The sequence below is a fragment of the Microvirga mediterraneensis genome (assembly GCF_013520865.1).
Classification (GTDB): Bacteria; Pseudomonadota; Alphaproteobacteria; order Rhizobiales; family Beijerinckiaceae; genus Microvirga; species Microvirga mediterraneensis.
In genome coordinates this window covers 890195-914128 of sequence record NZ_JACDXJ010000001.1, presented here as the reverse complement: position 1 = coordinate 914128, position 23934 = coordinate 890195, and the positions used below count along the sequence as shown (strand labels likewise).

25 protein-coding genes are annotated in these 23934 nt (G+C 65.4%); 9 read left to right on the top strand and 16 right to left on the bottom strand.

Annotated elements, in window-relative coordinates; translation table 11 throughout:
- Positions 1–290 precede the first annotated feature (290 nt).
- On the top strand, positions 291–2717 hold the full coding sequence (gyrB, locus tag H0S73_RS04340) for a DNA topoisomerase (ATP-hydrolyzing) subunit B (protein ID WP_181051007.1): 2427 nt from the start codon (positions 291–293) through the stop codon (positions 2715–2717).
- Positions 2718–2809: 92 nt separating this feature from the next.
- Here the strand turns inward: gyrB and H0S73_RS04335 are convergent, their stop codons facing one another.
- From H0S73_RS04335 to H0S73_RS04315, 5 genes are all read right to left on the bottom strand, one after another.
- The gene (locus tag H0S73_RS04335) at positions 2810–3025 is read right to left on the bottom strand and encodes a hypothetical protein (protein ID WP_181051006.1); all 216 of its coding nucleotides are present in this window, start codon (positions 3023–3025) and stop codon (positions 2810–2812) included.
- A 125-nt stretch (positions 3026–3150) separates the two neighbouring features.
- Positions 3151–4530, bottom strand: a complete 1380-nt coding sequence (locus H0S73_RS04330) for an FAD-containing oxidoreductase (protein WP_181051005.1) — start codon at positions 4528–4530, stop codon at positions 3151–3153.
- A complete protein-coding gene (locus tag H0S73_RS04325) occupies positions 4527–4991 on the bottom strand; it encodes a DUF4126 domain-containing protein (protein WP_181051004.1) in 465 nt (154 codons plus the stop codon). Before H0S73_RS04325 ends, H0S73_RS04330 begins: the two co-directional genes overlap by 4 nt.
- A gap of 111 nt (positions 4992–5102) precedes the next feature.
- The gene (locus tag H0S73_RS04320) at positions 5103–5579 is read right to left on the bottom strand and encodes an SRPBCC family protein (RefSeq protein WP_181051003.1); all 477 of its coding nucleotides are present in this window, start codon (positions 5577–5579) and stop codon (positions 5103–5105) included.
- A gap of 30 nt (positions 5580–5609) precedes the next feature.
- The gene (locus H0S73_RS04315) at positions 5610–6041 is read right to left on the bottom strand and encodes a VOC family protein (protein ID WP_181051002.1); all 432 of its coding nucleotides are present in this window, start codon (positions 6039–6041) and stop codon (positions 5610–5612) included.
- Between the two features lie 63 nt (positions 6042–6104).
- Between H0S73_RS04315 and H0S73_RS04310 the strand changes: the two genes are divergently transcribed.
- Positions 6105–6806, top strand: coding sequence for a winged helix-turn-helix transcriptional regulator (locus H0S73_RS04310; RefSeq protein WP_181051001.1), 702 nt, complete (start codon positions 6105–6107; stop codon positions 6804–6806).
- A gap of 4 nt (positions 6807–6810) precedes the next feature.
- On the opposite strand, the gene H0S73_RS04305 is transcribed toward H0S73_RS04310, so the two are convergent.
- Positions 6811–7542 carry a dienelactone hydrolase family protein gene (locus tag H0S73_RS04305; protein WP_181051000.1) on the bottom strand — a complete coding sequence of 244 codons (732 nt, stop codon included), beginning with the start codon at positions 7540–7542 and terminating at the stop codon, positions 6811–6813.
- 174 nt (positions 7543–7716) lie between these two features.
- Between H0S73_RS04305 and H0S73_RS04300 the strand changes: the two genes are divergently transcribed.
- Entirely contained in the window at positions 7717–8781 is a 1065-nt protein-coding gene (locus H0S73_RS04300; protein WP_246388721.1) for a patatin-like phospholipase family protein, read from the top strand.
- 4 nt (positions 8782–8785) lie between these two features.
- Here the strand turns inward: H0S73_RS04300 and H0S73_RS04295 are convergent, their stop codons facing one another.
- Entirely contained in the window at positions 8786–8965 is a 180-nt protein-coding gene (locus H0S73_RS04295) for a hypothetical protein (RefSeq protein ID WP_181050998.1), read from the bottom strand.
- Positions 8966–9042: 77 nt separating this feature from the next.
- A complete protein-coding gene (locus H0S73_RS04290; protein WP_181050997.1) occupies positions 9043–9324 on the bottom strand; it encodes an HNH endonuclease in 282 nt (93 codons plus the stop codon).
- Positions 9325–9403: 79 nt separating this feature from the next.
- On the opposite strand from H0S73_RS04290, the gene H0S73_RS04285 reads away from it, so the two are divergent.
- Entirely contained in the window at positions 9404–9952 is a 549-nt protein-coding gene (locus tag H0S73_RS04285; RefSeq protein WP_202049771.1) for a BON domain-containing protein, read from the top strand.
- A 31-nt stretch (positions 9953–9983) separates the two neighbouring features.
- On the opposite strand, the gene H0S73_RS04280 is transcribed toward H0S73_RS04285, so the two are convergent.
- Positions 9984–10187, bottom strand: coding sequence for a hypothetical protein (locus H0S73_RS04280; RefSeq protein WP_181050995.1), 204 nt, complete (start codon positions 10185–10187; stop codon positions 9984–9986).
- Positions 10188–10349: 162 nt separating this feature from the next.
- Here H0S73_RS04280 and H0S73_RS04275 point away from each other — a divergent pair, with 162 nt between their 5' ends.
- Positions 10350–11168, top strand: a complete 819-nt coding sequence (locus tag H0S73_RS04275) for a MipA/OmpV family protein (protein ID WP_181050994.1) — start codon at positions 10350–10352, stop codon at positions 11166–11168.
- A gap of 74 nt (positions 11169–11242) precedes the next feature.
- On the opposite strand, the gene H0S73_RS04270 is transcribed toward H0S73_RS04275, so the two are convergent.
- From H0S73_RS04270 to H0S73_RS04255, 4 genes are all read right to left on the bottom strand, one after another.
- Positions 11243–11629 (bottom strand): 6-carboxytetrahydropterin synthase, encoded by a 387-nt coding sequence (locus H0S73_RS04270; protein ID WP_181050993.1) that lies wholly within the window; start codon positions 11627–11629, stop codon positions 11243–11245.
- A gap of 175 nt (positions 11630–11804) precedes the next feature.
- Positions 11805–13733 carry a putative bifunctional diguanylate cyclase/phosphodiesterase gene (locus H0S73_RS04265; RefSeq protein ID WP_181050992.1) on the bottom strand — a complete coding sequence of 643 codons (1929 nt, stop codon included), beginning with the start codon at positions 13731–13733 and terminating at the stop codon, positions 11805–11807.
- 40 nt (positions 13734–13773) lie between these two features.
- Positions 13774–14271, bottom strand: coding sequence for a putative pterin-binding protein (locus H0S73_RS04260; protein ID WP_425488212.1), 498 nt, complete (start codon positions 14269–14271; stop codon positions 13774–13776).
- 256 nt (positions 14272–14527) lie between these two features.
- Complete coding sequence (locus H0S73_RS04255; protein ID WP_181050990.1) at positions 14528–15466, bottom strand: ring-cleaving dioxygenase; 939 nt, start codon at positions 15464–15466, stop codon at positions 14528–14530.
- 311 nt (positions 15467–15777) lie between these two features.
- On the opposite strand from H0S73_RS04255, the gene H0S73_RS04250 reads away from it, so the two are divergent.
- The 4 genes from H0S73_RS04250 to H0S73_RS04235 all read left to right on the top strand — a co-directional run bounded on the left by H0S73_RS04250 (position 15778) and on the right by H0S73_RS04235 (position 21033).
- Positions 15778–16971 carry a winged helix-turn-helix domain-containing protein gene (locus H0S73_RS04250; RefSeq protein WP_181050989.1) on the top strand — a complete coding sequence of 398 codons (1194 nt, stop codon included), beginning with the start codon at positions 15778–15780 and terminating at the stop codon, positions 16969–16971.
- An 85-nt stretch (positions 16972–17056) separates the two neighbouring features.
- Positions 17057–18061, top strand: coding sequence for a FecCD family ABC transporter permease (locus H0S73_RS04245; RefSeq protein ID WP_181050988.1), 1005 nt, complete (start codon positions 17057–17059; stop codon positions 18059–18061).
- Positions 18058–18846: an ABC transporter ATP-binding protein gene (locus H0S73_RS04240; RefSeq protein ID WP_181050987.1), complete on the top strand. Its 789-nt coding sequence runs from the start codon at positions 18058–18060 to the stop codon at positions 18844–18846. Before H0S73_RS04245 ends, H0S73_RS04240 begins: the two co-directional genes overlap by 4 nt.
- 222 nt (positions 18847–19068) lie before the next feature.
- Positions 19069–21033 carry a nucleoside-diphosphate sugar epimerase/dehydratase gene (locus H0S73_RS04235; protein WP_181050986.1) on the top strand — a complete coding sequence of 655 codons (1965 nt, stop codon included), beginning with the start codon at positions 19069–19071 and terminating at the stop codon, positions 21031–21033.
- On the opposite strand, the gene H0S73_RS04230 is transcribed toward H0S73_RS04235, so the two are convergent.
- The 3 genes from H0S73_RS04230 to H0S73_RS04220 are packed head-to-tail and all read right to left on the bottom strand — an operon-like array spanning position 20966 to position 23926.
- On the bottom strand, positions 20966–21907 hold the full coding sequence (locus H0S73_RS04230; protein WP_181050985.1) for an NAD-dependent epimerase/dehydratase family protein: 942 nt from the start codon (positions 21905–21907) through the stop codon (positions 20966–20968). The genes H0S73_RS04235 and H0S73_RS04230 overlap by 68 nt on opposite strands.
- Positions 21904–22917 carry an MraY family glycosyltransferase gene (locus tag H0S73_RS04225; protein WP_181050984.1) on the bottom strand — a complete coding sequence of 338 codons (1014 nt, stop codon included), beginning with the start codon at positions 22915–22917 and terminating at the stop codon, positions 21904–21906. The genes H0S73_RS04230 and H0S73_RS04225 overlap by 4 nt, the downstream gene beginning before the upstream one ends.
- Position 22918: 1 nt before the next feature.
- On the bottom strand, positions 22919–23926 hold the full coding sequence (locus H0S73_RS04220) for an NAD-dependent epimerase (RefSeq protein WP_181050983.1): 1008 nt from the start codon (positions 23924–23926) through the stop codon (positions 22919–22921).
- Between the last annotated feature and the right edge of the window lie 8 nt (positions 23927–23934).

Below are 23934 nucleotides of genomic sequence, written 5' to 3'. Positions count from 1 at the left end.
GCTTGGCCGCTGCTATGACCCTGAGGAAGGAGTCATGGTCGAACAGGCGGGTCTAATTTGGGGAGCCTCGACCCTTGTCTTTGGGGTTCTTTTCCTCTGCAGTCTTCTGAGACGAAGAACCACCCTTCAAAGGCCCTGATTCGGCAGATTTTGGTGGATTTTCCCGCCCCTTTTCACGCGCGCATATACGCGCGGGGGTGAAATTTCAACGATTCGTCACTAAATATCTGATCTGACGAATCAAAACCCTGGCGTGCCTGTCCTTTTTCGCGCGTCCTGAAGGATCCCAAATGGCCGAACCTGCTATCAACGTGAATGCCGACGCCTATGGCGCGGAATCGATCAAGGTCCTCAAGGGCCTTGATGCGGTGCGCAAGCGGCCGGGCATGTATATCGGCGATACCGATGACGGCTCGGGCCTGCACCACATGGTCTACGAGGTGGTGGACAACGCCATCGACGAGGCGCTCGCCGGTCACGCTACGGAAGTAACGGTCACGCTCAATGCGGACGGCTCGGTGACCGTCACCGACAACGGCCGCGGCATTCCCACCGACATCCACCAGGGCGAAGGCGTCTCGGCCGCCGAGGTCATCATGACCCAGCTGCACGCGGGCGGTAAGTTCGACCAGAATTCCTACAAGGTTTCCGGCGGCCTGCACGGGGTTGGCGTCTCGGTGGTGAACGCGCTCTCCACCTCCCTGAAGCTGCGCATCTATCGCAACGGCAAGGAACACTTCATGGAGTTCCGCCACGGCGACGCGGTGGCGCCCCTCGCGGTCGTCGGCGATGCGCCGGGCAAGCGCGGCACGGAAGTGACTTTCACGCCCTCGCCCGAAACCTTCACCATGGTGGAGTTCGACTACGCGACCCTGGAGCACCGCCTGCGCGAGCTGGCGTTCCTGAACTCGGGCGTGCGCATCGTCCTCACCGACAAGCGCCATGCGGAGCACAAGCGCGAGGAGCTGATGTACGAGGGCGGCGTCGAGGCCTTCGTGCGCTATCTCGACCGCGCCAAGACCCCGCTGATCCAGCAGCCGGTCATGATCCGCTCCGAGAAGGACGGCATCGGCGTCGAGGTGGCCCTGTGGTGGAACGATTCGTACCACGAGAACGTGCTCTGCTTCACCAACAACATCCCGCAGCGCGATGGCGGCACGCACCTAGCGGGCTTCCGCGCGGCGCTGACCCGTCAGGTGAACGGCTACGCGGAATCCTCCGGCCTCACGAAGAAGGAAAAGGTCTCGCTCACCGGTGACGATTGCCGCGAGGGCCTGACCGCTGTCGTGTCCGTGAAGGTGCCGGATCCGAAATTCTCGTCGCAGACCAAGGACAAGCTCGTCTCGTCCGAGGTGCGTCCCGCCGTCGAGAACGTGATGAACGAGGCGCTCAACAACTGGCTCGAGGAGCACCCGCAGGAGGCCCGCACCCTCGTCGGCAAGGTGGTGGAAGCCGCCGCCGCCCGCGAGGCGGCCCGCAAGGCACGCGAGCTCACCCGCCGCAAGGGCGCGCTCGACATCGCGTCGCTTCCCGGCAAGCTCGCCGATTGCCAGGAGCGCGATCCGTCGAAATGCGAATTGCTGCTCGTCGAGGGCGACTCGGCCGGCGGCTCCGCCAAGCAGGGCCGCGACCGCGCCTTCCAGGCCGTTCTGCCGCTGCGCGGCAAAATCCTGAACGTGGAGCGCGCGCGCTTCGACAAGATGCTGTCGAGCCAGGAAATCGGCACGCTGATCACGGCGCTCGGCACCGGCATCGGCCGCGAGGAGTTCAACCTCGACAAGCTGCGCTACCACCGCATCATCATCATGACCGACGCGGACGTGGACGGCTCGCACATCCGCACCCTGCTGCTCACCTTCTTCTTCCGGCAGATGCCTGAGCTGATCGAACGCGGGCACCTCTACATCGCGCAGCCGCCGCTCTACAAGGCGACCCGCGGCAAGTCCTCGATCTACCTGAAGGACGAGCGCGCGCTCGAAGATTACCTCATCGGCGAAGGCGTCGAGAACGCCGCGCTGCAGCTCGAAACCGGCGTGGCCTTCCAGGGCGACCAGCTCAAAGGCCTGATCGACGAGGCCCGCCTCGTGCGCCAGGTGCTGAACAGCCTGCACACCCGCTACGACCGCAAGGCCGTGGAGCAGGCAGCGATTGCCGGTGCATTGCGTCCCGACGTGGCCGAGGATCCGCAGAAGGGTCCTGCCGCTGCGGCCTACATCGCGCAGCGCCTCGATGCGATCTCGGAAGAGCTCGAACGCGGCTGGACGGGCGAGGTTCGCGAGGGCGGCTACGTCTTCTCGCGAACCGTGCGCGGCGTGACGCAGACCGCGACGCTCGACCAGGCCCTGATTGCCAGCCAGGAAGCCAAGAAGCTCGACGAGCGCGCCACGACTCTGCAGGACGTCTATGCGAAGCCTGCGAAGCTCGTGCGCAAGAACGACGAGATGCAGATCGACGGTCCGCTCTCGCTGTTCAACGCCGTCATCGCGTCAGGCCGCAAGGGCCTGCAGCTCCAGCGCTACAAGGGCCTCGGCGAGATGACCGCCCAGCAGCTCTGGGAAACGACTCTCGACCGCGACGTGCGCTCGCTGCTGCAGGTGAAGGTGAAGGACACGACCGACGCCGACGATCTCTTCGTCAAGCTTATGGGCGACGTGGTGGAGCCCCGCCGCGAGTTCATCCAGGAAAATGCCCTCTCGGTGGCGAACCTGGACGTGTGATTGTCTTAGACCACGAATGCCGAGGGCGCCTTCGCGAGAGGGCGCCCTTTGTTTTGATTGCATGCCGATAGCGTGTGCTGTTTGATCTCCAATCAACCGAAGAGCCGCCATCCCTGCTGATGCCGTTCTTCCAAAGCGGCAGTGGGATCCTCGCTCTCGAGCGCCCGGATTTTTTCCTCGACCAGATCGGCCAGAGCGCTTTTGGGGCTTGCCGCGCGCAACTGGCTGACGGCATCCCTGATCTGCTTCAGATCGAAGGGCGATAGCTTGGTCCTCCCTTGCCCATCGAGCTCCTGATTCGAAGTCATGGATGGTCCTCCGTCCGAACTGACGAGGATTACGGTAGGCGTGGCCGTTTGTTCGCTGCATTGCGGGAGAATTACAATTCCGTAATGCGGCCGGCCGGATCGGAGCGAGGGTTTCGGGAATCGCCTCAAACGACAGGTTTCAGATCGCCGAGGACAGTCGGGATCAGCTCTGAGACCGTCGGGTGGATCGGCACCGCCCATTGCAGGGTGGCGTAGTCCGCACCGGCATTCATCATATCGAGGATGCCGTGAATTGCCTCGTCGCCGCCGGTCCCCAGAATGGCCGCCCCGAGGATTTTCCGGTTCTCCGCATCGGCGACGATCTTCATGAAGCCCTTCGTTTCATCCTTCTCTATCGCGCGACCGACCCGCGTCATCGGACGCTTGGAGACGAGAAGCTTGCGACCCGATTTGCGTGCTTCCGTTTCAGTCATGCCGACGCGACCGAGCGGCGGGTCGATGTAGAGCGCGTAGCCCAACAGCCGCTCGCTCACGCGCCGCGATGCGCCGTCGAGGAGGTTGGCAACCATGATCTCGTAATCGTTATAGGCCGTGTGCGTGAAGGCACCGCGGCCGTTGCAATCACCGAGGGCCCAGATGCCCGGGGTGCTCGTTGCAAGAAAATCGTCGACCTCGATATAGCCCCGCGCATCGACCGCGACGCCGGCCTTGTCGAGACCGAGATCGTCCGTGTTGGGGCGGCGCCCGACGGCAAGCAGCACATGCGAGCCGACCACGAACGGATCGCCCGAGGTGCAGTCCACATCGACCGCTACGCCGTCCGCATGCGGCTTGAACCCGATGCACGTGGCGTCGGTGCGGACCGTGATCCCCTCGGCGGTCAGGATGTCGCGAATGGCGTCCGAGACATCCTCGTCCTCGCGGGCGATCAGGCGCGGCCCTTTCTCGACCACGGTGACCTGCGCGCCGAAGCGGCGATACATCTGGGCAAATTCGAGCCCGATATAGCTGCCGCCGACCACCACGAGATGACGGGGCAGCGTGTCGAGCCGGAGGATCGACGTGTTGGTGAGATAGGATACCGTGTCGACGCCCGGCATGTCGGGAACGCTCGCGCGACCGCCCACATTGAGGAAGATCCGCGGCGCCGTCAGCAGCTCCTCGCCGACGCGGATCACATCCGATCCCTCGAAGCGGGCATGGCCTTCGAGAACGGTCAGCCCATCCATGCCGCGCAGCCAGGTCTCGATATTCGTGCGGGCATGGGTCGAGACTGTGTCGGCCCGGGCCTTCACCCGCTTCATGTCGACCGCGACGGGGCTCGCGATGGACACGCCGAAATCCGCTCCCCGGCGCGCCAGATGCGCCGCATAGGCGCTCGCCACCAGGGTCTTGGTCGGCATGCAGCCGGTGTTGACGCAGGTTCCGCCGAAGAGCTTGCGCTCGACGATGGCGACCTTCATCCCCGCCGCCGTCAGCCGCCCAGCGAGCGAAGGTCCGGCTTGCCCGGCCCCGACCACGATGGCATCGAAGTCTTTCGTCATGGCACCGCTCCCACGATCAAGACCGCTCCCAGGATCGCAATGGCGTCTTCGATCAAGGCGGCAGGACGATCCTTGCCGAAGGCGGCGGCGAGACGCGCCCGGCCTTCCGCTCCGCCGAGGGTTCCGATGATCCCGCCCACCGCACCGGCGACGAGCCCGCCGAGGAAGGAGCCGCCCTGCGCGGCAATCGCGCCGCCGCACAGCCCGCCGATGACGATCCGGGCCGCGAAGGGAAGCGGCGTCTTGCGGCTGGGCGTGGTGGGAAGCTGATCGCCGATCAGCTCACCGACGGCGAGGATTGTCATGATCCAGGGCGCGAAGCGGTAGCCCAGGAAGGCGAGCCAAGTTCCCTCGAGATTGATGAAGCCGAGAGAGGCCGCCCAGCTGATGGCGGCCGGAGCCGTCATGGCGCGCAAGCCTGCAATCACGCCGATCAGGAGCGCCAAGACATAAACGACCATCGCATTCTCCTGCTGCCTGCCTGAGCTTGCATGGCCGGGGTGACTTTTACAATCCTATGCGGAAGAACGCGACGGGGAGGGCCTGACGATTCGCGCCCTCCCCTCGATGGATCAGGCGGCCGAAGCCACGGGCCCGCCTTCGGCCAACTCGGCCAGCTGACCCGCCACGATGCTCCAGCCCTCGTGGAAGCCCATCTGCTCGTGCTGCTGCACGGCCTCTTCGCTCCAATGCCGCACGCGGGCGGTGTAGCGGGTGCCCGAGCCTTCCGGCTCGAACGTGAAGATGGCGACCATGAAGGCCTGCTGGGGAATCCAGCCCGGCTTGAAGGCATCCGTCACGACGATTTTGCGGTGGGGCACGACCTCCAGGAACACGCCCTCATGCGGCATGTCGGTGCCGTCGGGCGAACGCATCACCGTGCGGGCCCGCCCGCCGGGGCGAAGGTCCCAGTCGATGACCGGCGTCGTGTAGGGGCGCGGCGCCCACCATTCGCCGGCGCGTTGGGTCCAGACCTCGTAGACGATCTCCGGCGAGGCCTCGATCAGCCGCGTGATCGAGAGTTCATGAGCGGCATTCTGGTCGGTCATCGTCCTCACTCCCTTTTGACCATCTTGCGTTCAGGCCATGGCCGGTGCGCTCATGGCGTCCTTGGCGGCTGCGAGATCCATCCACATCACCTCCCAGATGTGCCCGTCCGGATCCTCGAAGCTGCGGCCATACATGAAGCCGTAATCCTGCTTCGGGCCCGGATCGATCGTGCCGCCTGCGGCCGCGGCCTTGGCGAGGGTCGTGTCAACCTCGTCGCGGCTGTCGGCAGATAGGCAGATCAGCACCTCGGTGCTGTCCTTGGCATCGGCGATCTTCTTCGGCGTGAACTGGCGGAACTTGTCGTGCGTCAGGAGCATCACGTGGATGGTCTCGGAGACGACCATGCAGGCGGCGGTATGGTCGGAGAACTGCTCGTTCTTCACCGCTCCCAGGGCTTCGTAGAAGGCGATGGACCGGGACAGGTCGCTGACGGGCAGGTTGACGAAGATCAGCTTGGGCATTGAGTCGCTCCCTCTTGGCTTGTGGTTTGACATGGATTCCACGTCTAGTTATAAATAGCAACTATGAAGTTAGAAAAAATAACAAATAACGCGGAAGGTCGCTCCAGGCGTCATTACGAGGACGCGTGCGCGACCGCCCACGCGCTCGATCTCGTCGGTGAGCGCTGGGCCCTTCTGGTGATGCGCGAGCTCATGCTGGGGCCGAAGCGCTTCAGCGACCTGCGCGAGAGCCTGCCCGGAATCAGCGCCAACGTCCTGACGCAGCGCCTCGAAGGGCTGGAGACAGCGGGTATCGTCGTGCGGCGCAAGCTGCCGCCGCCCGCCGCAGCGCAGGTCTACGAACTGACGGAATGGGGCTATGAAAGCGAGCCGATCTTCCAGGCCATGGGCCGCTGGGCCGCCCGCTCGCCGTCGCACGACCTGACCCTGCCGTTCAGCACCGCGTCCCTGATCCTGTCCATGAGGACGATGTTCGATGCGAAGCGCGCGGCGGGCATGGATGCGCGGATCGGCTTCCGCATCGGCGAGGACACCTTTGTCGCGCATGTGGCCGATGGCCGGATCGAGATCGCCCGCGCGCCGCTCGATCGGACCGACGTGACCCTGACGGGAGCACCACCGGTGCTCGCCGGCGCGATCTATGGCGGCCAGTCGCTGGAGGGGCTGGAACAGGCGGGCGTGCTGCAGGTCGAGGGCGATCGGGCCGTCGCCCATCTCTTCATGGGTTTGTTCCCGTTGCCGTCGAAGGCGTCGAAGCCGGCGTGAATGTTCACCGCAGCGTCTCGTCGAAGATGGTAAGCAGCCGCTTCCAGTGCCGCTCGGCGCCTTGCTCGTCATAGACACCGTGATCGGACACGGCCCAGCCATGGGCCATGCCGACATAGTTTTCGATGATGTGATCGACCTCCGCCCGCCGCAGCGCCTCCGCCAGAAGGGCCGATTGTTCGGGCGGGAAGCTGCCGTCCACACCGGCGCTGCCCACATAGACGCGGCCCTTGATCGTCGACACATGACGATGCGGGCTGTCGGGGGCGTCGCTGGCGTGGCGGCCGCCATGGAAGCTCGCCGCGGCCGCGACGCGGTCGGGATAGGCCGCCGCTGCATGGATGGCGCGGCTCCCGCCCATGCAATAGCCGACCGTGCCGATCCGGCCCGTGGCGCCGGCCTCCGTCAAGGCGGCGATGAACGCGGCCGAGTCCCGCCGGGTCATGTCCTGGCTCGTCCCTTCGACCATGCCCCTCAACGCGGTGCGGGTCGGCTCCACCGAGAAGGCCGTCTTGGCATCGAGAGGGCCATAATCGCCGAAGCGATAGAAGAGATCGGGAACGAGAACCAGATAGCCCTCGCCCTCGAGACGCTCGGCCATCGCATCGAGCGCGGGTCGCGGCCCGAACGCATCCATGTAGAGGATCACGCCCGCCGCAGGCCGATCGCTCGAGCGGAACAATCCCGCCTGGGCAGTCCCGTCTTCAGTCCGGATGGAAATGTCCTGCTTTGCCACGGTCGTCTCCTCGCATTGGCGCTGTCCATGCCCGGAACCCTCACCGGAGGCGAGCGTTTCCTGCCGTCTCCTATGGGCGCATAGGAGGGGTATATCAAACCTGGCGGCGTGCGCCGGCTTGCCAAGGCTTTTCCAATGAACCCTTCGTCGAAAGCCGGTCGGGAGAAGTTGGGCATGGAGCAGCCGCTCGTCCTGGTGCTCGGCGGCGGCAATGCGCTCGGCTCCTATCTGGCCGGAGCATCCGAAATCCTTCTGCGGCAGGCTTTCGAACCGCAATGGATCGTCGGCGGATCCATCGGGGCGGTCACGGGCGCGATCATCGCCGGGAACGCGCCCGAGGATCGCCTGGACCGGCTCAGAGCGTTCTGGGACGAGGCGATGATCCGCTCGCCGGGCCGGCTGGGACGCGGCACGAGGATTCGGCACAGCTACAACGAGCTTCACACGATCACGGCGCTCCTGTTCGGACGGCCGGGATTGTTCGGCCATCGTTTTCCCGGGATGCTGTCCATGCTGCCCTGGATGCCGGACGATGTGGCGCTCTATGACCACGCCCCTCTGCGGCGGACCTTGGAGCGGCTCGTCGATTTCGACCGGCTGAACCGGGGCGATATCAGGCTCACCGTCGTCTGCGTCGATCTGGAATCCGGTGACGAGGTCCTGTTCGACACCACCCGCGACATGCTTACGCCCGAGCACTTCCTGGCCAGCGCCGCGATCACGCCTGTCTTCCCGCCGGTCGAGATCGGCGGCCGGTTGCTTTGCGATCCGGGCTACACCAACAATCTGCCCCTCGATGTACCGTTCGCCGAACCGATGGATCAGGATTTCACCTGCATCGCTGTCGAGCTTTTCAACCTGCACGCCTCCCGGCCGGCTTCGCTCGATTCGACGGCGGAACGGGCAAACGATCTCATCTTCGCCAGCTCCACGCGACGGACTCTCAGAGCGCTCGAACGGGAATATGCCCTGCGCGACCGATGGGAGCCGGACGGCTCAAAGGCCACGCTGCTGCATCTGGCCTATTACGCGGGAAGCGACGAGCGCGCCGGCAAGGCTTTCGACTACTCGCCCTCCTCGATCCGCGACCGCTGGGCTGCCGGAGCGCGCGACATGGAGAAAAGCCTGTCGCTCCTCGACGATGCTCCAAGGGTGCGGCGGCGTCTGCTCTATCTCGCCCTTGATCCGCGGCAGGAGGAGGCATCGGCGCAGCTCGGGGCTGCAGCGGCAGGGGCCTGAAGCTTCACGGCCCGCCGGCCAGGGATCCGACGACCGCCATCGTCAGCTCATCGAGGTTGACGCGCCCTTCGACGGTGATCATCTCGGCCTCGCCCGACTTGACCCGAAGGCCCTGCTCGCCCGCCTCCGACTGGCGCTTCAGTTCGGCGACGATGGCCTCGCGCACCTGATCCTCGATGTTCATCGATCATGTCCTTTCGCCGTGACGCTTCTGGCTGTCGAACGTCGGGACGGACGGACCTGTTCCACGCCCATGCGGCTTCAAAGCCCCGGTCGTTTCGCCTGTCGCGCTTTCAAATCCCTGAACGCCTGCGCATCCATGGTGCCGCGCTCGTTGTTACAGGCGGCGCAGGCCAGCACGATGTTGTCGCGGTTGAGGGGACCTCCGGCCGATTTGGGCGTCACGTGATCGAGTGTCGCGAGATCGGGAGCGCGCTTGACGCCGCGCCCCGGCCGCCTCGCGTGAATGCCGCAATAGACGCATCGTCCCTGGTCGCGGTCGAAGATGTCATTGAAAAGCGCGATGCGCCGATCTGCTTTCATGCCGGAAAACCTGCCCCCTTTTATGCGGAACCGGAGGGAAGCCGGATGGTTGCTCCTGCGAAAGATCTGGAGCAGAACGATGGTAGATGTCCGCCGCAGGAATCGGAACCCTCTCAACGACGATAACGGCTATGGCGACATGCCGCCCCGCGGCGCCGTCGGCTTTCGCGGCGAGGGACGGCAATATCCGGGCGGCTACGGTGGCGATGCCGGCGACTTTGCCGGCGGCGTGATCGACGACGGCCGAGGCGGACCGCCGGACGACGAAGGCTTCGATCCGGGCTACAGCCATGTTCGGTCCGGCCTGGGTGCCTTCGGTTCGCGCGATCCGAACGATCCTGAAGTGCGCTCCGGCCGAGAAGCCGGAAGCTCCAGCGGCGCCCATCGCGGGCGCGGGCCCAAGGGCTACAGGCGTTCGGACGAGCGGATTCACGAGGACGTGTGCGAACGCCTGACCGAGGATCCCTTCATCGATGCGTCGAACGTCGAGGTCGTGGTGAAGGACGGCGAGGTCACGCTCACCGGAACCGTGTCGAGCCGCGGCCTCAAGCGCCGGGCGGAAGACCTGGCGGAGCTGGCCTCCGGCATCACGCATGTGCAGAACAACCTTCGCGTCGAGGGCGCCTGAACAGGCCGGGGATCGTTTCCGAATCAGCCCCTCACGGTACCTCGGGCGGCGGCATCGGGTGGATGACGGGCTGCTCGGGTTCCGGCGGCTGTTCAGGCAGGGAGGACGGAGCGCCGGGAAGAACCGGCTGGGGCGTCTCGGGAGGTGCCGGAACATCCGGTACCGGTTCCGTCGGCGGCGGCTTGGGATAGAACTCGTCCGGTCGCGGACGGCTGCTGGCGCTGAACACGGACAAGAATTTCTCCCTTGCAACATTCTGTCTTTCGTTCAACCGCCCAAGCCCGCGAAAGTTCTTGCCCGACGGGTCACGAACACGAAACCATAGGCCAATCGAAGGCTTGACCTTACGGCCGTTTGCGGCCACGACGGCATGATGGAAATTGCAATCGGAAGAGCCATGCGCGCAGCCCCATCCCTCGCCGTTCTCGCCGCCCTCGTGGCGGGCACGACCACGGCTCAGGCGGCCGATCTGTTCTTTTCGCCCCAGCCCATGCAGGAATCCGCGGGCTGGATCGTCACCGTGAAGGGCAACCTGCGGGTCGGGCCGTCCTATCCGGGTTCGGACGAATCCAGCTTCATCGGCTATCCGTCCTTGAGCTTCCGCCGGGCCGGAACGGTCGAGCGCTTCAGCGCTCCCGACGATGGCCTGAGCTTCTCGTTCCTGGAGGATTCCGCCGTCCGCGTCGGCGTCGTGGGGCGTTTCGTGGGCGGGCGCTACTATCAGGACAACCGCGAGCTCTTCGGCCTGGAGAAGATCGACTGGGCGGTAGAGCCCGGCGTCTTCGTGGAATACTGGCCGCTCGAGTTCCTGCGGGCCCGTGCCGAGATCCGGCGCGGCTTCGGCGGGCATGAGGGCTTCGTGGCCGATTTCGGCCTCGATGCGGTCCAGCGCTTCGGGGCCTTCACGGTCTCGGTCGGCCCCCGCCTCGCCCTCGGCGACAGCGAGTTCATGGAGACCTATTTCGGCGTGACGCCCGTCGAGGCGGCGCTGAACGGCCAGGTCACGCCCTATCGGCCGTCCGGCGGCATCACGTCCGTGGGCGTCACGGGGGCCATCAGCTACGACTGGTCTCCGCAATGGTCGACCACCGCCTTCGTGACCTATAAGCGCTTGGTCGGCGACGCGGCCGACAGCCCGATCGTCAAGCAGTTCGGCTCGGAGAACCAGTTCGGCGCCGGGCTGACGGTGTCCTATTCGTTCGGCTACACGCCCTGACGACCGGCAGCAGGCATCCACAACGAAAGAGCCGCCCTCACGAGGCGGCTCTTTTACTTTGAAGCCTCGTATTCTCAGGCCGCGAGACTGCTGCGGTCCGCCGCTTCGCCGCGATAGATGCAGCCTTCCGTGGATCCGGGCATGCCGCGCCTGAGCTCGACCTCCTCGAGGTTCGGGAACCGGTTCTTCACCAGGCGCCAGATATAGGTCGTCACGTTCTCGAGCGAGGCGATGCCGATCTCGGGGTTGAGATCGAGATTGCCGTGATCCAGGCCCGATCCGTGCTCGCCCTTGATTTCCTTAATGTAATTCTCGACCTCATAGAGGTTGACCGGCCAGCCATAGATCTCGTCGACGGCGCCGCCGAAAGTGAGCTTGACGATGAATGTATGTCCATGCAGCCCGGAGTAAGGAGCCACCGAGTGCGCGGCCTCGAACGTAAATTCGCAGTATGTCTTCATCAATCCTGCTCCCGTCGTCGATTCTGATTGGTCGCTGCCCTAAAGGCGCGGCTTGCCGAATACTGATTCATTCGGAGTTTTCGCGTTTAGGCAATGGAAAATGTACCTAGCACAGTTCGCTTCAGGCCTGAAGTTACGCGGACGCCCATCTTCAATGCCTGATACGGCATCGGACCTAAGCCACTCTGACTTTGTTCTTGAGGGCATCCAGCGTATGGACCAGTTCCCGGGCGGGTTTGGGACGCCCGAAATAATAGCCCTGCGCGTCGGTGCATCCGGCTGCTTGAACCTGCCGCAGCTGATCCTCCGTCTCGATTCCTTCGGCCACTGTCGGCATGCCTAAGCTGGCCCCGAGATTGGCGACCGACTGCACGATAGCCAGGCAATCCGCCCGCTGCGACATTTCCCGCACGAAGGACTGATCGATCTTGATCTTGTCGAACGGGAAGCTGCGCAGGTAGCTCAGGGACGAATAGCCGGTTCCGAAATCGTCCATCGCGATGCGCACGCCGAGCCGGCGCAGCTGATGGAGCGTGGAAACGGTCATCTCGTTGTCCTGCAGGAGGACCGTCTCGGTGATCTCCAGTTCCAGCCTGTGCGGAGGAAGTCCTGACGACGCCAGGGCATTGCTGACGCTCTGCACGAGGCCGCGATTGCGGAACTGAATCGGCGAGAGATTGACGGCGACGCGCATCTCGCCCGGCCAGGTGGATGCCTCCCTGCAGGCCTGCTCGATGATCCAGTCGCCCAGGGGCGAGATGAGCCCGGTATCTTCGATGACGGGGATGAACTCCGCCGGCGGGACAAGGCCGCGCTCGGGATGGTGCCAGCGCAGGAGAGCCTCGAAGCCGCCGATCTCGCTTCTCTGGATGTTGATCTGAGGCTGATAGTACAGCTCGAATTCGCCGTTGGTCATCGCCTTGCGCAGATCGACCTCCAGGGCGCGGCGGGCCTGAAGCTGCTCGTCCATGTCCGGCTCGAAGAAGCGGAACGTGCCACGTCCGTCGGCCTTGGCATGATAGAGCGCCATGTCGGCATGTTTCAGGATCTGGCTCGAGGTGACGTTCTTCTGAGCCAGCGCGATGCCGATGCTGGTGCCGATGAAAAGCTCCTGCCCGTTCACGCTGAACGGTTCGCGCAACGCCTCGACGATGCGCGATGCGAGCGCGGCGCATTCCTCCGGCCGGCGGATGCCGGTCTGCAGAATGGCGAACTCGTCGCCGCCAAACCGTGAAATCAGGTTCCGCACCTGGCCTTCGCTGGCCGGAATACAGGCCCGCAGCCGCTCGGCCACGGCCTTGAGCAGCTCGTCGCCCGTTTCATGGCCGAAGGAATCGTTCACATCCTTGAAGTGATCCAGATCCAGGTAGGAGACCGCCAGCGTGCGGCCGTTCGGCTTCAGACGCACGAGCGCATTTTCCAGCTCGTTGCGAAGCACCACGCGATTGGGCAGGCCCGTGAGAGCGTCCTGATGGGCCAGGACATGCAGCTCCTCATGGGCACGTCCCAACAGGCGGTTGTGCTTGTCGAGGAGGAAGATCAGGACGACCCCGACGAGGATCAGGCTTGCCGCGATGCCGGAGAAGGCCCAGTGCAGACGGATCAACTCCTGCTGGTCCCTTTGGACGAGCGCCGCGCCATGGTTGTGCGCCACGGATGCAAGCTGTGCGAGCTTGCCTTCCAGCGGGCGCAGGAGATCGAGAGCCTGCCTGGCTGCGTCGGGGTTCCGTTCGATGTCCGCGATCAGGGGCTGAGCTGCGGCAAGCGTATCCTGGAAAGCCCGGAGTGTCGCGTGATGTTCGGGATTGCGCTGGAGAAGATCCTGGAAACTGCCCTCGTTCAGCATCCTGGCCCTGCCGAGCAGGATATCGAAGCGCAGATCCACTTCCTCCTTGTCGACATCCGTTCCCGGCTTACCGAATTCGGACAGGCGGTGTTCGAGACGGACGAATTCGGAGGCGGCTTGCCCCGCCTCCCAGGCCGGGTTGTAGACGGAGATCTGCTGCAATGCACCCTGACGTTGAACAACCAGCACCGAGATGTAGATGCCGGCGATCAGAAAGCCGCCAATGACGATTGCAATAATCGCTTTGAAGGTGCGCAAGGACAAATGTGTAAGGCCTCCGAGACCTGCCGGTCTGCTGCTACTTCACTTCGATCTTGGCAACCTGCCAGGCTGATCGAGCATAATAGGTCTGGCTCTTGAGTTCGGGGTTGCTGTCGTATGGATAAACGATGAACAGCGGACCTTTGTCCCGCACAGGCATATATTCGCCGTCGCGCTTGATGGCGAGAATGACGTTGTATTTCGCGAAATCCGCGATCGGAATCTCGGTGGCGTAATCGTTGAGAGCGATGACGGACACGCGTTCTCCCTTCGCTCCGACCAGCTTCATCAGCTTGTCGAGCAGAACGCCTTCGAACTTCACCTTTCCCTCATACCAGGGCGACGTGGTTTCGATTGTGACAAGACCCATCGATTCCAGCATGGTGCGATCGAACTGGGCCGTATTGTCCTTGTTAGTGACGTCGATCTTTCCGGAGATCGTGAGGATCGGCCGCTCCTTGGGAGCAGGCAGCGACGCGGCATAAGCCACGCCGAAAATACCCAGGAACGCGATAAGCGTTCCCAGCAGGCCCATTCTCATCTTGGCGCCGAGCATGCAAATCCCCTACGGAACATTAATTTTAAGCGATAGAAACACATAGATTTGTTCAAAGTGTTACACAACTCCGCTACGGAAGTAAAAGCTGTCAAATCGCTAACGTTATTCCGCCATGGTTATTCAAACGTAGCGGCATCGATTCCGATCGGATTTCATGAAGCAAAAACCGCCTCGCAAGCGAGTGCGAGGCGGTTTTCAACCTTTGCGGTTATTCCGCCGTCGATGCACGCAATCAGAGCGGTTTGAGGCCCGCTTCGATCTGTGCCCGCCTGGGCTCCAGGAAGGGCGGCAGGGACAGGCGTTCGCCGAGCTTGTCCATGGGCTCGTCCGTGGCGAAGCCCGGACCGTCCGTGGCGATTTCGAACAGGATCCCGTTCGGCTCGCGGAAGTACAGGCTCTGGAAATAGTAGCGATCGACCGGACCGCTGGAAGGGGCCCGCAGGGATTGCAGCCGCTCCCAGCATTCCTGATAGGTCTGCTCGTTCGGCGTGCGGAAAGCCACGTGGTGCACGCCGCCCGCTCCCGGACGGGCCGGAGGGAGGCCGGGCTCCACCGCGACATGCAGCTCCGCCGCCGGACCGCCCTCGCCCATCTCGAACACGTGGACCGGCGTATCGCCGACCCGGTACTCGCGGACGGCGCGCATATCCATCGCCTCCGTCAGGACGCGAGCCGTGCGCTCGAGCTTCGGCACGCTGATCCGGATCGGCCCGAGGCCGCGGATCTGGTATTCCACCGGCACGGAGCTGCGCTCCCACGGATGCGCCTCACCCTGCCCGCCGTCGTCCACGAGGCTGAGGCGCTGCCCCTCGAAATCCTCGAAGTCGAGGCTGAGCCGTCCGTCACGCTCCACGATGGACTCGTGGCGGATGTCGAGGCTGCCGAAGCGGTCCTTCCACCATTGCAGCGCCTTCTCGCCGTTCACCCGCAGGGCCGTCTGCGAGATGCTGTGCGTGCCGCGCCGCTCGCGCTCGACCGGCCAGTCGAAGAAGGTGATGTCCGTTCCGGGAGAAGCCTCTCCGTCGGCGTAGAACAGATGATAGGCGCTCACATCGTCCTGGTTCACGGTCTTCTTGACGAGGCGCAGGCCCAGGGACTGCGTGTAGAAGGCATGGTTGCCCGGCGCGTTGGCGGTCACGGCCGTTAAATGGTGAATTCCGGTCAGCTTCATGGGGCTGTCTCCATCAATAATGTTGCGATGAAGATAGATCCGCGATGGTGCCGTTACGAGAGTCCGGGACGCCAAGCCGACCTTGCGGAATTGCAATAGTGACGCGCCTATGGCGGAGGATTTTTTGCAGAGCTGAAAAGCCTCCGCTCGTCGGAATTGGCCCGGAAAACCGTGGCTATCCGGCTTCTCCCCGCGTTCCGCCGGTCTTGGAGAGGCGGGGTGGGGAAAGATCCCCAGGTTCCGCCTCGTTCCGGGCCTCGAAAAGGTCACGGCTCTGGCGCCCTGTCGCGACGTTCCGGTATTGTTCGCTCATGGCATTCCGCACCAAACTGAGTCTCGCTCAAGCCCGTCGCATCGCGCTCGCCGCCCAAGGGCTCCACGAAGCCCGGCCGGCATCGACTTCCAGGCGGCACGTGAGCCGCGCGCTTCAGCGCTCGCACCTGCTGCAGATCGATTCGGTCAACGTGCTGGTGCGGGCCCATTACATGCCGCTCTTCTCGCGGATCGGCGCCTACGACCGCAATCTCCTCGAGACGCTTGCTTGGCACGCCCGGAAGCGCGAGACCTTCGAATATTGGGGCCACGAAGCTTCGCTGATACGCCTCGACCTGCAGCCTCTCTTCCGCTGGCGCATGGAGCGGGCCCGGCGGGGCGAGGGCATCTATGGCGGGCTCGCCAAATTCGGACAGGAAAAGCGCGCCTTCATCGAGGAGGTGCGCCGCGAGATCGCCGCGCATGGTCCCATGGCCGCGGGCGAGCTGTCCGGCGGACATAAGGGCCAGGGCTCCTGGTGGGGCTGGAGCGACGGCAAGCGGGCTCTGGAATGGCTGTTCTGGGCCGGAGAAGTCACCACCGCCACGCGGCGCGGCTTCGAGCGCATCTACGATCTGCCGGAGCGGGTCCTGCCCCCGGACATCCTGAACGTCCCGACGCCGCCGGCTGATGAGGCGCAGCGCGCCTTGCTGCGGCACTCCATCAAGTCGCTCGGCATCGCGTCCGAGCGCTGCCTGCGCGACTATTTCCGCCTGGAGCCGCAGGACGCGAAGGCCCGCATTCCCGAACTGGTGGAGGCCGGCGATCTCGTTCCCGTCACGGTCGAGGGCTGGAACGGACCGGTCTATCTCGACCCGCAGGCCAAACTTCCCCGCCGTGTCGAGGCCCGGGCCCTCGTTTCTCCCTTCGACCCCATCGTCTGGGAGCGCACGCGCACCGAGCGCCTGTTCGATTTCCGCTACCGGATCGAGATCTACACACCGGCCGAGAAGCGGGAATTCGGCTATTATTGCCTGCCCTTCGTGCTCGGCGAGAGGATCGTGGCCCGCGTTGACCTCAAGGCCGACCGGGCCGCCGGCAACCTCATCGTGCACTCGATTCACCCGGAGGCCTCCGTGGTTCCGGACGCAATCGCCCCCGCTCTCGGAGACGAGCTTCGCCTGATGGCCGAATGGCTCAACCTCGGCAGCATCACCGCGCCGAAGGAATGGCGGAAGCGGCTGGCTGTGTGACGGTCGCTCGAGCGTGAGCGGTCGGCCGGCTTTGTCCTGCCGGCGTTTCGTGCTCTATCGAAGGGAGCAACGAAACCGTCAAACCATGTCCCTCGCCCGGTCGTCCCTTCTTTCCGGCCTGATCGTTCTTCTCGGATGCCTGAGTGTGGCGTCCCTCGTCGTCGGCCCGGCGCCGATCACGGTGTCCACGGCCCTGCGGGCGCTCGTGTCGGACCAGGGAGCGGCCGTCATCGTGGTGCGGGAGATCCGCCTGCCGCGCACGCTGCTGGCCCTGCCGGCGGGCTGGATCTTCGGTCTCTCCGGCGCGGGGCTGCAGGGCCTGTTGCGCAACCCGCTCGCCGACACGGCGGTGTTCGGCGCGCCGCAGGCAGCCGCTTTCGGGGCGGTGCTCGTGATCTATTTCGGGCTCGTGGGCAGCCTGTCCTGGGCGCTTCCTTTCGCGGCGATTGCCGGGGCCCTCCTGTCCATCGCGCTCGTCGTGGCGGTCGCGGGACGGGGCGCCACCATCGTGGTGCTGGTTCTCGCAGGTCTCGCGGTCGGCTCCCTGGCTGGGGCCGGCACGTCGCTGGCCATCAGCCTCTCGCCCAATCCCTTCGCCGTGACGGAGATCGTGTTCTGGCTCCTCGGCTCCTTCGAGGACAGGTCCTTCGTCCATGTGCTGCTCTGCGCACCCTTCATCGCCCTGGCCTCGGCCCTGATCCTGTCGGCGGGACCGGGCCTGCGGGCGCTGGCCCTCGGCGAGGAGACGGCGCGAAGCCTCGGGATCGACGTGGCGCTCCTGCGCGGCCTGATCGTCGCGGGCGCCGCCATCGGCACGGGAGCCTCGGTGGCCGTGGCCGGCTCCATCGGCTTCGTCGGCCTGGTCGTGCCGCATTTCGTGCGCCCCTTCGTGGGCTACGATCCGGCCCGCACCCTCGTCCCGGCGGGCCTTGCCGGGGCTGCACTCCTGCTCGCCGCCGATATCGGCGTGCGCCTCATCCCATCCGGCCCCGAGGTGAAGATCGGCGTGCTGACGGCCCTGCTCGGCGTCCCGTTCTTCCTCTGGGTGATCGCCCGCCGCAGGGCGGAGCTGGTGGAGACGCCCGCATGACGCGTCTCGAAGCCCGGTCCCTGACGGTGGAGCTCGGGACCCGCCGCGCCCTCGATGGGATCGACCTGTCCCTGCAGCCGGGACGCTTCACGGTGATCGTGGGACCGAACGGGGCCGGCAAGACGACCCTGCTGCGAAGCCTGGCCGGTCTGGCGGTGCCCACGAAGGGCGAGGTCGTCCTGAACGACCGCTCCCTCCTCGGGATGCCTGCCGGCGAGCGGGCGCGCGCCATCGCCTACTTGCCCCAGGGCGGCGGCGTGGCCTGGCCGCTGCCGGTCGCGGGCGTGGTCGCGCTCGGCCGACTGCCCCATGGGGAACATCCGGATCGCCTGCCGAAGACCGGCCGGGAGGCGGTCGCCTCGGCGCTCCGCTCCGTCGGCCTGCAGGATCTCGGCCGGAGGCCCGCCACGGCCCTGTCCGGCGGCGAGCGGGCCCGGGCGCTGCTCGCCCGCGCTCTCGCCACGCAGGCGCCGGTGCTGCTGGCCGACGAGCCCGTCGCGGCCCTCGACCCGCGCCATCAGCTCGTCGTGCTCGATGTCCTGAAGGCCCGTGCCCGGGCCGGTGCCACCGTGGTCGCCATCATGCACGACCTGACGCTGGCGGCCCGCTTCGCGGACGAGATCGTGCTGCTCCACGGGGGCAAAGTCGAAGCCTCCGGCCCGCCTGAGACGGTTCTGACCGGCGAACGGCTCGCCGCGACCTTCGGCATCAGGGCGCAGGTTCTGAGGCAGGCGGGCGGTTTCCTGGTGGTGGCCGAAAGCCCCCTGCCGGACCTCCGGCAATGAATTCCGCGCATGGGCCGTCTGTTACGGACTTACATTGACAAAGCCCTAAGCCCGACGGATACCCCTTGGTTCAGAGCGCCGGACCCGAAGTGATTTTACATTTTGGGATCCATTCGGTGCTTCTTCTCGTTGCTGGCGCATCGTTCTTCGCAGAAAACGGGGTCCATTGTTCGCTCACGCGGCCCATCGGGGCCGCACGATGCGCTACGGTACGGCAGGGCTATGAATCGGCAGGGTCTCAAGAAAGCGCTCATCGTTGTGCATGATCTCGTGATGACGGGCGTGGCCGTCCTCGCGACCTTCTACGTGCGCTTCGACGGTTCGGTCCTTCACGACCGGCTCGCCCATCTGCCGCTTTTCCTTCCGCCCTTCATCGCCTTCGCGGGCGTGGTCTACTGGTTCTCCCAGCTCTACAAGTCCAAATGGCGCTTCGCGTCCCTGCCCGACCTGTTCAACATCTTCCGGGCCGCGACCATCCTGGCGGTCGCCCTGCTGGTGGTCGATTACCTTCTCGTCTCGCCGCAGCTTCGCGGCACGTTCTTCTTCGGCAAGATCACGATCGCGCTCTACTGGCTGATCCAGATGTTCCTGCTGGGCGGTCCGCGGCTGGCGTTCCGCTACATGAAGTATGCCCGCTCGCGCCACACCCTGCAGCGCGATGCCAGCACGCCGACCCTGCTGCTCGGGCGCGGCAGCGACATCGAGGTGATCCTGCGCGCCATCGAGGCCGGCACGGTCAAGAAGACGCAGCCCAAGGGCATCCTGTCCTGGCGCCCCGACGATGTCGGGCAATCCATGCGCGGCGTGCCCGTGCTGGGCACCTTTGCCGATCTCGATCAGGTCATTCAGGACTTTCATGAGCGGGGCACGCCGATCCGCCGCCTCCTGGCGACGCCGAGCGCCCTCATGCCGGAAGCGCACCCGGACATGCTGCTCGCCCGCGCCCGCCGCCTCGGCCTGCCGCTGGTGCGGGTCACGAGCCTGGGCGAAGGCATGCGCGACGCCGAGCTCGCGCCGCTGGAGATCGAGGACCTGCTCCTGCGCCCGACCGTGCAGATCGACCGGAAGCGGCTCGAGAACTTCATTCGCGGCAAGCGCGTGCTCGTGACGGGCGGCGGCGGCTCCATCGGGTCCGAGATCTGCACCCGCGTGGTCGCTTTCGGGGCGAGCGACCTCATGATCCTCGAAAGCTCGGAGCCGTCCCTGCACCACATCCTGGAGAACCCGACCCTGCTCTCGAGCGACACCAACGTTGACGGGGTCATCGCCGACGTACGCGACCGGGAGCGGGTGCGCGAGGTGATGAACGGGTTCCAGCCCGAGGTGGTCTTCCACGCCGCCGCCCTCAAGCATGTTCCCTATCTCGAGAAGAACTGGACCGAGGGGGTCAAGACCAACGTGTTCGGCTCGGTGAACGTCGCCGATGCGGCGGTGGAGGCCGGGGCCGACACCATCGTGATGATCTCCACCGACAAGGCCATCGACCCGGTCTCCATGCTCGGCGCCACCAAGCGCTTCGCCGAGATGTACGGACAGGCGCTGGACGCCGAGTTCATGGGCCGCAACGGCGCCACCCGCATCATCGCGGTGCGCTTCGGCAACGTGCTGGGTTCGGTCGGTTCCGTGGTGCCGAAATTCAAGGCGCAGATCGCCCGTGGCGGGCCGCTCACGGTCACCCATCCGGACATGGTGCGCTATTTCATGACCACCCGCGAGGCGGCGGATCTCGTGCTCACCTCCGCGTCCCACGCGGAAGAGAGCCGCGCCCTGACGGAGCGCACCAAGGGCGACGAGCGCGCCTCGGTCTACGTGCTCAAGATGGGCCAGCCGGTGAAGATCTACGAACTGGCCGAACGGATGATCCGGCTCGCCGGATACGAGCCGGGCGAGGATATCGAGATCCAGGTCACCGGCACGCGTCCCGGCGAGCGGCTGCACGAGATCCTTTTTGCCCGCGAGGAACCCCGCACGGAAATCGGCATCGATGGCGTCATGGCGGCGAAACCCATCTTCGCCGACCGGGCCCGGGTCGATCAGTGGCTGCAGGTCCTGATGCGTTCCATCGCGGACGGCGACCGCGCCCTGGCCGAGCAGGTGTTCGAGGATGCGATCCCGGAGTTCAAGCGCCGGAAGCCTGCGCCCCAGCCTGCCGTGCCAGTTCAGCAAGCGCGTCTCGCGTCGAGCTGACCGGCCGCCACCCAAGTTGCCGCAAGGCTTCGGGGCTCGCGATCAGCGCCCCCGCCAGCCGCTCATAGGCCTCGTTCCGGCCCGTGAGGGCGGCCGCCCCCCGCAGGATGAACGACGGCACCGGGACGAGCCCGGGCCCACGTCCGAACCCGCTGCGCAGAGCCGCGACGATCTCGGGGATCGTCACCGGCTCCGGATCGGCCACGATGAAGGGGCGCCTTAAGGAGCCCTGCGCGCGCAGGACCGTGTCCACGGCCTCGGTGAGATTGTCGAGGGCGAGAAGGGACCGTTTGGCGCTCAGGCCGCCCAGCGGTAGGGGCCAGGGCGATTGCGCCAGCCGCAGGAGCGCCGCCATGTTGCCCTTCACGCCGGGGCCGTAGACGAGCGCGGGGCGAAGGGCCGTCCAGTCGAGCCCGAGGGCGGAGAGGCCCCGCTCGGCTTCGAGCTTCGAGCGGCCGTAAGGATCGGTGGGGCGCGGCTCCCGCTCCTCGGTCAGGACGCCCTCGGCGGTCGGGCCGGTCTGGGCCCGGATCGAGGAGAGGAACACGAAGCGCTTGACGCCTGCCCGCTCGGCCGCCTGGGCGAGCTTCACGGTCGCCTCGGTGTTGATGGTCCGGTAATCGTCCTCCGGCCGCCCCGACATGGCATGGGCGAGCCCCGCCGAGTGGATCACCATGTCCACGTCGCGCAACGCCGCCGCCATGTTGTGCGGGGAGGCGATGTCGCCGATCACCGCGCTCGACGCGCCGGCGGGCACCTCGGACGGCCGGCGCAGCAGCACCCGGACCCGGTAGCCGCGCCGGGGCAGTTCGTTCAGGAGATGTCGTCCGATGAAACCCGTGGCGCCGGTCAGGGCAATCAAGGGTGCATTCATCGGGAAACCTCCAAGGATACTGACACGCGGGGACGCGAGAAACGCCTGAGAACCAGGCCGACGAGAATGGCGCCGAGGCTAAGCGCCGCGACCTGCGCCACGCCCGAGGGCCAGACAAGGGTCATAGCGGCGAGACCGGCCAAAACAAGGTTGAGGCCGAAAACATGGGCGTTGACCTGGAGGACGGAGAAGCCGTTGTCCGTGGCCTTCTGGTAGAAATGGCTGCGATGCGCCTCCCACACCTTTTCACGCCGCGCGAGGCGGCGCAGCAGGGTGATGGTCGCGTCCATGAGGTAATAGAGCGGCAGCAGGAGCGCCGCCGCGAGTGCCCCGGTTCCGGCGAGCTGCAGCAGCATCCAGCCGACGAGGAGGCCGATCGAAAGCGAGCCGACATCGCCGAGGAAGAGCCGGGCGACGGGCTTGTTGAAGGGCGCGAAGCCGAGCAGTGCGCCGCAAAGCGCCGCTGCAAGAACCGCGATCCACATGGGCAGGACGCCGATCAGCCCCAAACCTGCGATGAACGCGGTGATCGGGACCATTTCTGCGACAGAGATCCAGTCCAGCCCGTCCATGAAGTTGACGAGGTTGACGAACCAGACGCCGCCTATGATGAGGAGAATCCGTTCGACAGCTAATGGAACGGGCTCCGGAAGAATCCGGATCCCTGGTTCAAAAATGACCGCGGCGACAACGATGAATTGCAGAACGAGACGGATCCATGCCGGCAGCGGCCGGATGTCGTCAGCCGTTCCCAGAACAGCGAATGCGATGGCTGCAGCTGCGACGAGCAGGAAATAGGTGACGGGAAACACAAGCCAGAGCGACGAGAAACCCACGACGGAAAGAGTCGCAGCCAGAACCGCGATGCCTCCACCCTGAGGTGTCGGTGCCTTATGGCTCGACCGCGCATTCGGCCGCGCCAGCGCATAACGGATGAGCAGGGGTTTCAAAGCAAGGATGAGAACGGTCGACAGAAACGTCGCGGCAACGAGGGCGAAGACGACAATCATCCTACGCCCCGTGATAGTCGCGGTACCAGGCCACGAAGCGCCTGATACCTTCCTCCAGCGACGTCGCGGGCGCGAAGCCCACGTCGCGGCGCAGATCCGTCACGTCCGCGCGCGTCTCCAGCACGTCGCCGGGTGGAAGCGGCACGTCCACGCGCTTCGCTTTCCTGCCGAGCGCATCCTCGATGATCGCGATCAGGCGGTTCACCTCTTCCGGGCTGTCGTTGCCGATGTTGTAGACCCGGTGCGGCGCGGGGCCTGTGGCCGGATCGGGATTCACGGAATTCCAGGCCGGATCGGGCGCGGGCACCCGGTCGACCAGCCGCACGATCCCCTCCACGATATCGTCCACGTAAGTGAAGTCGCGCCAGACCCGTCCCGCGTGGGCGACCTGGATCTCCTGGCCCTCGGCGATGGCATGGGTGAACTTGTAGACCGCCATGTCGGGCCGGCCCCAGGGGCCGTAGACGGTGAAGAAGCGCAGGGCCGTGCAGGGCAGCCCGAAGAGATAGGCATAGGAATGCGCCATCATCTCGTTGGCCTTCTTCGTGGCGGCATAGAGACTGATCGGATGGTCGGCGCTGTCGTGCTCGGAGAAGGGCAGCTTGCGGTTGGCCCCGTAGACCGAGCTCGACGAGGCATAGACGAGGTGCCCGATACCGCCGTGGCGGCAGGCTTCCAGCATGTTCATGAAGCCGACGAGGTTCGACGCCGCATAGGGGTGCGGATCGACGAAGCGTACGCCCGGCTGGGCCGCGAGATGGATCACCCGCCCGAAGCGATGGCGCTGAAACAGGTCGCGGGTCGCCTCGGCGTCCGCGAGATCCAGGCGCTCGCCTAGAAAGGTGTTGTGCGGGGTCAGCTTGCCGAAGCGGGCTTCCTTCAGGCTCACGTCGTAATAGGGCGTGAAGCTGTCGACCCCGACCACCTGATGGCCGTCGGCCAGAAGCCGCTGCGCCACGTGGAAGCCGATGAAGCCGGCCGCACCGGTGACAAGGATGGGAGCTGACATGAAAAGGC

What these genes read in the sequence shown, in the direction of transcription:
- H0S73_RS04235 (WP_181050986.1), top strand. Translation starts at nt 19,069, where the DNA reads ATGAATCGGCAGGGTCTCAAGAAAGCGCTCATCGTTGTGCATGATCTC.
- H0S73_RS04315 (WP_181051002.1), bottom strand. Translation starts at nt 6,041, where the DNA reads ATGCCCAAGCTGATCTTCGTCAACCTGCCCGTCAGCGACCTGTCCCGG.
- H0S73_RS04310 (WP_181051001.1), top strand. Translation starts at nt 6,105, where the DNA reads ATGAAGTTAGAAAAAATAACAAATAACGCGGAAGGTCGCTCCAGGCGT.
- gyrB (WP_181051007.1), top strand. Translation starts at nt 291, where the DNA reads ATGGCCGAACCTGCTATCAACGTGAATGCCGACGCCTATGGCGCGGAA.
- H0S73_RS04285 (WP_202049771.1), top strand. Translation starts at nt 9,404, where the DNA reads ATGGTAGATGTCCGCCGCAGGAATCGGAACCCTCTCAACGACGATAAC.
- H0S73_RS04320 (WP_181051003.1), bottom strand. Translation starts at nt 5,579, where the DNA reads ATGACCGACCAGAATGCCGCTCATGAACTCTCGATCACGCGGCTGATC.
- H0S73_RS04275 (WP_181050994.1), top strand. Translation starts at nt 10,350, where the DNA reads ATGCGCGCAGCCCCATCCCTCGCCGTTCTCGCCGCCCTCGTGGCGGGC.
- H0S73_RS04220 (WP_181050983.1), bottom strand. Translation starts at nt 23,926, where the DNA reads ATGTCAGCTCCCATCCTTGTCACCGGTGCGGCCGGCTTCATCGGCTTC.
- H0S73_RS04260 (WP_425488212.1), bottom strand. Translation starts at nt 14,271, where the DNA reads ATGGGCCTGCTGGGAACGCTTATCGCGTTCCTGGGTATTTTCGGCGTG.
- H0S73_RS04325 (WP_181051004.1), bottom strand. Translation starts at nt 4,991, where the DNA reads ATGGTCGTTTATGTCTTGGCGCTCCTGATCGGCGTGATTGCAGGCTTG.
- H0S73_RS04270 (WP_181050993.1), bottom strand. Translation starts at nt 11,629, where the DNA reads ATGAAGACATACTGCGAATTTACGTTCGAGGCCGCGCACTCGGTGGCT.
- H0S73_RS04225 (WP_181050984.1), bottom strand. Translation starts at nt 22,917, where the DNA reads ATGATTGTCGTCTTCGCCCTCGTTGCCGCGACGTTTCTGTCGACCGTT.
- H0S73_RS04330 (WP_181051005.1), bottom strand. Translation starts at nt 4,530, where the DNA reads ATGACGAAAGACTTCGATGCCATCGTGGTCGGGGCCGGGCAAGCCGGA.
- H0S73_RS04240 (WP_181050987.1), top strand. Translation starts at nt 18,058, where the DNA reads ATGACGCGTCTCGAAGCCCGGTCCCTGACGGTGGAGCTCGGGACCCGC.
- H0S73_RS04300 (WP_246388721.1), top strand. Translation starts at nt 7,717, where the DNA reads ATGGAGCAGCCGCTCGTCCTGGTGCTCGGCGGCGGCAATGCGCTCGGC.
- H0S73_RS04255 (WP_181050990.1), bottom strand. Translation starts at nt 15,466, where the DNA reads ATGAAGCTGACCGGAATTCACCATTTAACGGCCGTGACCGCCAACGCG.
- H0S73_RS04230 (WP_181050985.1), bottom strand. Translation starts at nt 21,907, where the DNA reads ATGAATGCACCCTTGATTGCCCTGACCGGCGCCACGGGTTTCATCGGA.
- H0S73_RS04245 (WP_181050988.1), top strand. Translation starts at nt 17,057, where the DNA reads ATGTCCCTCGCCCGGTCGTCCCTTCTTTCCGGCCTGATCGTTCTTCTC.
- H0S73_RS04295 (WP_181050998.1), bottom strand. Translation starts at nt 8,965, where the DNA reads ATGAACATCGAGGATCAGGTGCGCGAGGCCATCGTCGCCGAACTGAAG.
- H0S73_RS04250 (WP_181050989.1), top strand. Translation starts at nt 15,778, where the DNA reads ATGGCATTCCGCACCAAACTGAGTCTCGCTCAAGCCCGTCGCATCGCG.
- H0S73_RS04290 (WP_181050997.1), bottom strand. Translation starts at nt 9,324, where the DNA reads ATGAAAGCAGATCGGCGCATCGCGCTTTTCAATGACATCTTCGACCGC.
- H0S73_RS04335 (WP_181051006.1), bottom strand. Translation starts at nt 3,025, where the DNA reads ATGACTTCGAATCAGGAGCTCGATGGGCAAGGGAGGACCAAGCTATCG.